Here is an 8,591-nt window from a genome sequence, read left to right as displayed (position 1 = left end):
AACCAGACCGAAGCCGCTATGGCCACCTACGATGAGGTGCTGCGCCGCTTTGGTGAGGCTGCCGAGCCCGCGCTTCGCGAATCGGTTGCCAGGGCGTTAGTAAACAAGGGCATTACCCAAGGCCGACTGAACCGGAACGAAGCCGAAATAGCCACCTACGATGAGGTGCTGTGCCGCTTTGGTGAGGCTGCCGAGCCCGTGCTGTACGAGTCGGTTGCCAGGGCCTTGGTCAACAAGGGCGACACCCAGGTCCGACTGAACCTTAACGAAGCCGCTATGGCTACCTACGATGAGGTGCTGCGCCGCTTTGGTGAGGCTGCCGAACCCGCGCTACGTGAATCGGTTGCCAAGGCCTTGGTCCGCAAGGGCATCATCCAAGGCCAACTGAGCCAGACCGAAGCCGAAATAGCCACCTACGATGAAGTGCTGCGCCGCTTTGATGAGACTGCCGATCCCGCGTCGCGCGAGCAGGTCGCGGTGGCCTTGGTCAACAAGGCCGGCACCCAAAGCCAACTGAACCAGAACGAAGCCGCTATGGCTACCTACGATGAGGTGCTGCGCCGCTTTGGTGACGCTACCGAGCCCGCGCTGCGCGAGTCGGTCGCCAGGGCCTTGGTCGGCAAGGGCATTACCCAAGGCCAAATGAACCAGACCGATGCCGCTATAGCCACCTACGATGAGGTTGTGCGCCGTTTTGGAGAGGCTGCCGAGCCCGCGTTGCGCGAGCAGGTCGCAAGTGCTCTGAATAGTGCGGGCTTTGGCCGTTTGGTTGAAGCCAAAAGGCTACTGCAACTTGCCAAACCAGAATGGCAAGCGATATTGAAAGCCGCTTTGAGTAACCTGGACGATGCCGTGAAACGCTGTACGCAGTCCAACGGCATGATTCTTGGCAACCGGGCTTACGTGCTGTGCTTGCTTGGCGACTATGCCGCAGCAGAGGACGGTTTCACCGCAGCGTTACATGCATCCGTAAATGGAGGAAAGGAAATATATGAATGCACGCTTAGGGATCTAGATGTTCATCCTTTGGCCGAAGACGCTCGTATGCGTGCACTAGTGGAGCGGGCGTGGGCAACTTTTCAGCAGCGCACCTAGGGCCAATCATCAATCGTTAATACCAAGCCAGTCAATGAATTACATCTAAAGGGTATGCCAGTCCGCGACCGGCCACTCAGGTCCGCTGTGTGAGTACTATTGCAGATCAAACGGGCATTGGTCGCGCCGAATACCAAAGATCGCCACGTTGCATGCAGAACGACATTTTCCGCCTCCGAGATCAGCCCCTGGCATCAAGGTTGGCTTCATTTCGGGATAACTGCATTGGGCCTAACGGTGTAAGGACGAAGACTGGTGCCGACCATCCGAGATCGCTTCCGAGCGAATGCACAGATTCAGGAATAAGGTCTACAGCAACAGATGATTGCAGCCGTTGAGGCTCACCGATCGACAACCCGAAACCATACATTCGTTGCGCACGTAGGCCGCAGCGTGGATTCCATTGCTGTAGATATGCCGCAGACGACCAGAAATGCATTGCAACGAGAACGTTCCACGAAAAATCTTGCTCTACTTCACAGACGACGGATTCTGCCGCCCCAGAAAAGCCAGGTGCCGCCCCTTGATGAAGGGCGCATATCGTTGGGTAAAGCTAGGCGATGGCCATTTTTCCATACGAAAGATTGCAGCCAGAACCTTTCCACACCCTGTCTATCTCGGCTCCCCTTTCTCTGCCGATTGGGCAGCTTGGGCCTGCCCCATCCCCAGGGTCCGCCCCTTCTGCAACATCATCAGAAAGTCTAGCGTCCCATCCCGCTGCAGCCGCTCGAAGTCGGCCTTGTACTCCGTAAAGAACAGCTCTGGCTCCATGCCCCGCCGGCGCAGGCTTTCGCTGATGGTGCAGAGTCCGCCAGCGATGGCATCGAGCTCGGCCGCCACATCCTGCACCGGGTTCACGTAGTCCCACTTTGGGATCGCCCAGTCGCAAGAGTAATCCGGGTGCTTCAGGATATTGGCCAGCACCGCGGCATCAATGAAGGCCCGCCAGATGGGCTCGCATAGGCCCGGGATCAGCGTGAGCCACTGCAGCTGTTCGGCATTGCGCCGGTATTCCAGGATGGCCACGCGGGCGCTGCTGAAGTTCACCTCCCGCACGTCACCGGTGAGCATTTCGTAGGTGATGCCCATGCCGGCCGCGATCAGGTGGAGTTGCAGCTTCACGTAGTCCACATACCCCGGCACCGCATTGGGCTGGACGGTCGTGATGTTCAGGCCCGAGGGCACCTGGATGATGGAGCCGCTGCTCAAAGTGCCCAAGTCGCCTGATTCGGATCTTTGGTCCGGGGTGCGTTGGTCCTCGGCGCCCAGCGGCCCCATGGCGTTCACATCGCCGCTGGCGATCACCGACAGGCGCGATTCGAGGTTCTTGCGCTGGGCTTCTGCGTCTTCGTAGAGCTGCAGGTCGCGCACCCGACTGATGACGGGCGCCAGGCGCGTGAAGCCTCGGCCCTGCCCTGGCCGCTCGGGGTTGAACAGGTGAATGATGCGTTCGGCCGGCACCGGGCTGCTGCTGGTCCTGGCCATGCGGGGGCCCAGGACTTCACCCGGGTGCTGGTCAAACAGCCAATACGCCACCCGCTTGCCGAGCGGGTCGTACTCGATGCCGTTGATGATGGTGTTGTCGCCATGGCTGCCCACCTTGGAACTGTCAAGCCAGTCGATCTCCAGCAACTGGAGCTGCAGAGGCACGGGCAGGCCATCGCTGGGCCTGCGAGCCCGCAGGCGCACCAGCACCTCACCGTCTTGCTCCATGGCCCGGTACGCGGCCGCCTGAAGGCCGCCCAAGTTGCGCACACCATCGGCATCGGCCACCTTGGACCATTCCTGCCAGAGGGCGGTGATGCGCTTGGCATCCTTTCCAAGGCTCCGGGGGTTGATGCCCGTGCCGATGACGTTGGCCACCATGGAGCCCAGGCCCCGTGCAACGTAAGGGGTGTTCTTGACCAGGGAGCGAGCCCGCACGCGCAGGGTGGCGGCGTCGGCCCGGTGGTCGGTGTCGGCACTGGCACCGGCCCGGCGGGGCCGCCAGCCGTCTCGGGTGCTGGCCCCTTCGTAGGCCCGCTGCAGCAGCTCACGGGCCTGGTGGCGGCGCAGACCGGCCTGGGGGTTGAAGGCGCCGATCAGGCGATCAAGGATGTTGGCCATGTTCCATCACTCCCGCGAAGTGGAGAAGCCGACACGCCAGGCGCCGGGGTTGCGGGGCGAGCTGGCCCGGGTCAGGAGGCTGGCGATGTGCTCGCGGGCAGACTTGAGCTCGCCAATGCTGCGGTAGCGCACCTTGCGCAGGCCGTTGGGGCCGTGGATCTCCACTTCCAGTTCGCCGGTAGCGATGGCGGTATCGATGTTGTCCAGGTCGGTTTGGGTGTAAGCCATGGGGGGTAGAGGTGGAGGTAGTGGTCGGGTTCAGGGAGCTGCCCGGCCAACTTATCCAGACTGCTGTTCCATTTCTATAAAAGCTGAAACTGTTTGCATCAGAAGTCGGGCTGTTTGACGATGCGGTAGACCGTGGAGCGGCTGATCTTGAGCACCTCGGCGACCTCTGCCACGTTGCGGCCATTGAAGAGGCGCTTCACTTCAAGCACCCGCCTCTCACGCTCAGATTTGGCGACCGTGGGGATGTAGTTCAGGGTCCCGGCAAACTCGTTTCGCAGCTCGTTCTCGAGCTGGTTCAACTTTCCGAGGGCTTGCACTTCCTGGGGCAACCTGGCCTCCAGGTACGACAAGATCCGATCGACCAGATCGGCTTCGGTGTGGACAGGCATTTCCGGCCGTTGTTGAAGAGGGGTCATGTTGCTGGTGGGCTTCGTTAACGCGCCGTGGCGAGTGCCTGCGCATACGCCTGGCGGTAGTTGTTCAACAGGTGCGCATCCGCAATGCGCTGCCCCACCGCCTCAAACGCCAGGCGCTTCCTGTAACTGGCAGCCGTCACGTAGATCAGCACCGGGGTGGCCTGGCGGCCCATGAACTCACGCTGGTACACACCCGGACGCAGGCCCTTGGCACCCGGCATCACCACAAAGAAGCGGCCACCGGCCCGGCGCTGGGCGGCGATCTTGCTGCGGGCGTCGGTGGACATGTTGCGCGTGAAGCCTGCGGTGAGCGTGACACGCAACTGGCTCAGGATCTGGATGATCTGGCCCGCGCTCATGTTGCCGAAGGCATCAAGCCGGGCCCCGGCGCCGGGCACCGCGTACCAGCCCTTGGGCATCTGGCCGGTGATCTGCAGGGCGCGTTCAAAGCGCTTGAGGGTGCGTTGCCCACCCACGATGTGGGGCAGCATGTAGCGGGTGGCAGGGGTGCCGGCGTTGGATGTGGCGCGTTCATCCTTGAGCCAGACCGTGGCCTCCAGGTTCTTGGAGGTGGCGGCCCGGATGAAGAGGCTGTTCAGGGTGTAGGGCGTGGGCCGGTCGATGGTGCGCTGGATCTCGGAGCGCAGGCCGTCGCGCACCTGGGTGGCGGTGGTGTTGAGGGCGGTCCTCAGGGCAAAGCGGGTTTGCTTGGCCAGCTCGCCCACCAGCCGGGCGGGGTCGGGGAAGTTGATTTGGGCGTGGATTTTCATAGGGTTACCAGGCACGGGTGAAGGTGGGGGCCGGGGAGCGGCGGCGGGCATAGCCGCGGTCTTGGGGCTCGTCGGTGCGGGCCGGGCCCGGTTCATTGGCCACCGAGATGGCCGGGGCCGGTGTCTTGGCTGGCAGCGGAGCACTGAACAGGTCAGCATTCACCGGTTGCACCGCGGCCTCGATCTGCTGCCACTTGCGATCGCTGTGGTGGTGCAGCCCGATGCTCATGGCCGAGTGCAGCGCGTAGTTGCGGCAGTCCAGCACCTCGTTGCGCGGGCGGCGCTTGACCCAGCGGTACGTGTCGCGCCCGTTGAGCTTGGCCAGGATGCGCTGCTCGGCTGTGAGCTGCTCGAACCATTCGCGCGGCAGGTCCTGGCTGAAGTGCACGTAGCCCGGGCCCGGGGTAGCGATGGCGAGCTGGCCCAGCAGCAGGTCTTTGGCTGTGTCGACCCCCACGTTCCACAGCTTCACGCCCTGGGGCCATTTCTGGCCATTCCAGTTGATGTCCTGGATGCTGGCCGGGCCCAGCACGGGCACGCCCTCTTCGCCTCTACCCTTCACCGCCCGCAAGCATGGGAGCTGGTGCTGGTTCTTGCGCACCCAGTTGTAAACGGCCTGGGTCTGGTCGCTGGAGTCAATCGAGATGCCCGACAGACCGAGGCTCCCTGCGTGGTAGGCCTGGGGGTAGCGTCGCTGCAGGTAGGTGGTGACCTGCTGCCAGTCCTCTTCGCTGGCCGGGTTGCCCTCGATGATGTGGTGATCCACGGGCCAGGACTCCAGGCCCCGGGCCCAGGCCCAGACAGCGATCTCCCAGCGGTTGCGCTGCACGTCCACCCCAGCGGTGAGCACCAGGCCGCCCACGGGCACCTGGCACAGGGGGAAGGCTTCGGCCCGGGCCTGCAGGGCGTGTTCGTCGCTGCGCTCGCCTTTGACCTCCCAGGTCTCGCCCAGGGTTTCGTTGACGAAGAGCTGCATGGGGCCGGGGTCGCCCTTCTCCAGGGCCGAGACGGCTTCTTCAAACTCTTTGACGATGCTGGCCCAGCTTCGCTGGGGGCTGTAGGCGGCCCAGACCTGCACGCCCAGGGTTTTGGGGGGCCGGGTGGGCAGGCCCTGGCTGTCGCGCCAGATGCGGTCGGGGCCGTAGCGTTTGGCGGTCTTGCTGCAGACCCAGGTGCCGGCCATGGGCTGGCCGCCGGGCAGGTAGTCGGCCTGGGCGATGGGCTCGCGGCAGTGCGGGCAGATGTGGCGCACGGTGTCGGGCTGGCCGCGCTGCCACTTGAAGCCATGCGGCCGGTCTTTGCCGCCCCACATCAGCGGGTGCTCGGCGTCGCAGTGCGGGCACGCAATGTGGAAGCGCACGTAGCCTTCGGAGTTGTCGCAGGCGCGTTCAACGTGGCACAAGCCCTTAACCCCCGGGGTGGAGCCGCCGACGAACTTGGGGTAGGCCGCACCTTCAAGCCGGCCCTTGGCCAGGCCGCCGGGGTCGCCGGACTTCTCGATCAACTGGTCGAAGGCGCTCCACTCGTCCAGGATGGCCACGGCCACCGTGATGCGGCGGTAGGCCCGCTTGGCTTTGCCGCCCAAGAGGTGCAGCACGCTGTCGCGGAAGGGCTTGAACTTGATGGTGTCTTCGTTGGCCTTGCCCTGTTTGCGGGCCTTGCGCACAGCCTCCACGGCATCGAGCACGGGGTCGATCTCGCTTTTGACGTAGGAGTCGCGGTCATCGTCGGTGGGCTGCCAGAGAGCCTGCTTGCGCCTGCGGTGGGCGATGTTGTAGGCGACGAAGGCTGTGATCATCTTGGTGTACCCGACCCGCTTGGACTTCATCACCGCCAGGTCTTCGATGCGGTCGTCGCTCATGAAGTCCAGGATGCCGGTCTGGAAGGACCAGCCAACCCAGCCGCCCTTTTGGTGGGAGCTTTCGCCAGCGAGCTTGAAGTGCTCGGAGGCCCATTCGCTCAGGCGCTGGGGCACTTCGGCGCGGAGGCTGTCCAGCCCCAGGCGGACCGAGCGCACGATGGCCTGGGCGGTTTCGGTGTGCAGGGTGACGGTGGCCGTGTTCAAAACGGGAGCCCTTCTGTGTCGTTATCGGTGGAGGTATCGGTGGAGGTATCGGTGTCGTCGTCGGCCTGGGCCATGGCATCCACCTGCTCGGTGACCAGGCGGGCGGTGGACCTGATCCACTCGTTGCGGGCCGAGGCCAGGACTTGCATCACGGCAGCCTTGGCTTCTTCGGGCAGATCGGGGCAGGCCTTCTGCAGGGTGCCTTCGAGCTGGTCGAAGCGATCGACCACGGCGCTGCTGGCCATGCCGAGCACATCGGCCAGCAGGCCCACGGGGGCGTACTCGCCACGGGCGACGGCGTTCTTCAAGGCCTGGGCGATGCGCTGCTCGCGAGCGAGAGCCGCGCGTTCTTGCACCAGGTCGAGGCCGCCGGTCTCGGAGGAGGCGCGGCCTGCGGCCATGTCGCGCAGGCGTTCGCAGTAGGCGATGAGCCAGGCGTGGGCCGTGTCGCCGCGCACCATCACGTTGTCGGCCATGAGCTGGCTCACGCGGGCTTCGCTCAGGCCCACCATCTCGGCGAACTCGGCTTGCGAGATGGGCTGATCCAGGAGGGGGATGAGCTTCACTTAACCCCCTTAGGGCACTCACGCAACAGAGCGAGCGGGCGGTGCGAATTACCCGCGTTGGCCCCCTGCCGGGAGGACCCGCAGGCCCGGGGGGTGGGGGCCCTGCCCTGCTCTGCTGGCTCCACCTGGTCGGGGCCCTGGCCATCGAGCCTGCCGGCCGTGGCCACGTAGCGCACGCCGCTGCGGTGGCGCAGTTCCTGGACGGCGTTGGTGTCCAGGGTGTTGCGCAGGGTCCAGCCAGCGGCGCTGGACGGCCAGCCGGTGATGGTCACGATCTCGCGCAGGGTCAGTGGGCCCAGGCGCAGGAGTTGGGTGAGGATGTAGGTTCGGGTCATGGTCGCGGTGGTGGTCATGGTCGTGGTCATGCCGTGCGCCTTTGCGACCAGGGGCCGGCACCGGCTGCAGCGAACACCCGCTCGCGGTATCGGCGGTTGTGCTCGAGCAGCTCGTCGTCGGTGTAGGCATTGCCGAGCTCGGCCATCGAGTACGGCAGGCCCAGGCGTTGGCCCATGGCCCGCACGCCGTCTTTGCTCTCCCACCAAAGGTCTTGCAGCCCCAGTTGGGCCTGGGGCGAGGGCTCGTCCCGCCAGCGCCGGCCGGCCAGCCACTTGGACGGCATGGGGATGAAGCGGCCTCCCTCGCGCATCCAGGCCGGGCCACCCTGCTGCGCCCGAATGGCGGCGAGCATGCAGGCCTGCAGCTCAGCGTCGGGGGCCAGACGGTTCCACTCGCGGCGGGCGGCGTCTTCGTTGGCCCGCTTGGGGTAGGCCTGCCAGAAGGCGTCGAAGCCGGGAGCGTTGTGGATTACGGACTGTGGACCGCGGGTTTGGCTTTGCGATGAATGCAACGACCCGCACGCGCCCCCCGCTGCTGCGGGGGTGCTGGGGGTTAGGGGGTTATTTGATTCATGACGGTTCTTGACGGTTAGTGTCCGCGTGGCGGACCGGTTGAGTCCGCCACGCGGACTGGTTGGGTCCGCCTGGCGTACCGGTTTGCGTGGCGGACCGGTCCGCGTGGCGTACTGGTTGGGCACCCGTTTGGGGGGTTGTGCGGCTGGCTGGGCGATCTCGGAATCAGCGCCCTCTTCCACGTACAAGTCGGGCTCGACCCAGTACACGGTCTTGCGGCCGTTGGAGCGGTCCGCCCGCAGGATGCAGCGCTCCTCGAGCCAGGAGATGGCCTCGATCACAGCGGTGCGGCCGAAACAGGTGCGCTCGCACAGGCGCTCAATCGACGGCCAGCAGTAGCCCTCATCGTTGGCCATGTCGGCCAGCGAGATGAGCACGGCCTTGGCCGGGGGGCGCATCCTGATGGGCCAGCAAAGCGCCATGATCACGGTACTCAT

The 8,591-nt window shown here is 64.9% G+C and carries 9 protein-coding genes; 1 reads left to right on the top strand and 8 read right to left on the bottom strand.

From position 1 onward, the window contains the following. Positions 1–1,095, top strand: a 1,095-nt coding sequence (locus L880_RS0122695) for a tetratricopeptide repeat protein (protein ID WP_027477622.1), incomplete at its 5' end; no start/stop codon positions are given. Between the two features lie 612 nt (positions 1,096–1,707). Here L880_RS0122695 and L880_RS0122690 read toward each other — a convergent pair. From L880_RS0122690 to L880_RS34515, 8 genes are all read right to left on the bottom strand, one after another. Further along, positions 1,708–3,201 (bottom strand): phage portal protein, encoded by a 1,494-nt coding sequence (locus tag L880_RS0122690; RefSeq protein ID WP_027477621.1) that lies wholly within the window; start codon positions 3,199–3,201, stop codon positions 1,708–1,710. A 6-nt stretch (positions 3,202–3,207) separates the two neighbouring features. Continuing rightward, positions 3,208–3,429: a phage head-tail joining protein gene (locus tag L880_RS33200; RefSeq protein ID WP_019578282.1), complete on the bottom strand. Its 222-nt coding sequence runs from the start codon at positions 3,427–3,429 to the stop codon at positions 3,208–3,210. Positions 3,430–3,527: 98 nt separating this feature from the next. Further along, entirely contained in the window at positions 3,528–3,845 is a 318-nt protein-coding gene (locus L880_RS33195) for a Mor transcription activator family protein (RefSeq protein WP_245615311.1), read from the bottom strand. Between the two features lie 17 nt (positions 3,846–3,862). Beyond that, positions 3,863–4,615, bottom strand: coding sequence for a hypothetical protein (locus L880_RS33190; RefSeq protein ID WP_051443520.1), 753 nt, complete (start codon positions 4,613–4,615; stop codon positions 3,863–3,865). A 4-nt stretch (positions 4,616–4,619) separates the two neighbouring features. Beyond that, positions 4,620–6,680: a phage terminase large subunit family protein gene (locus tag L880_RS0122670; RefSeq protein WP_027477620.1), complete on the bottom strand. Its 2,061-nt coding sequence runs from the start codon at positions 6,678–6,680 to the stop codon at positions 4,620–4,622. Further along, entirely contained in the window at positions 6,677–7,246 is a 570-nt protein-coding gene (locus L880_RS33185) for a hypothetical protein (protein ID WP_245615309.1), read from the bottom strand. The genes L880_RS0122670 and L880_RS33185 overlap by 4 nt, the downstream gene beginning before the upstream one ends. Further along, positions 7,243–7,611: a hypothetical protein gene (locus tag L880_RS0122660; protein WP_027477619.1), complete on the bottom strand. Its 369-nt coding sequence runs from the start codon at positions 7,609–7,611 to the stop codon at positions 7,243–7,245. The genes L880_RS33185 and L880_RS0122660 overlap by 4 nt, the downstream gene beginning before the upstream one ends. Beyond that, positions 7,608–8,591, bottom strand: a complete 984-nt coding sequence (locus tag L880_RS34515) for a helix-turn-helix domain-containing protein (RefSeq protein ID WP_084461547.1) — start codon at positions 8,589–8,591, stop codon at positions 7,608–7,610. Before L880_RS34515 ends, L880_RS0122660 begins: the two co-directional genes overlap by 4 nt.

It is taken from the genome of Curvibacter gracilis ATCC BAA-807 (assembly GCF_000518645.1).
Lineage (GTDB): Bacteria > Pseudomonadota > Gammaproteobacteria > Burkholderiales > Burkholderiaceae_C > Curvibacter > Curvibacter gracilis.
The sequence above is the reverse complement of the archived record's forward strand: the minus strand, read 5'-3'. Positions and strand labels throughout refer to the sequence as shown.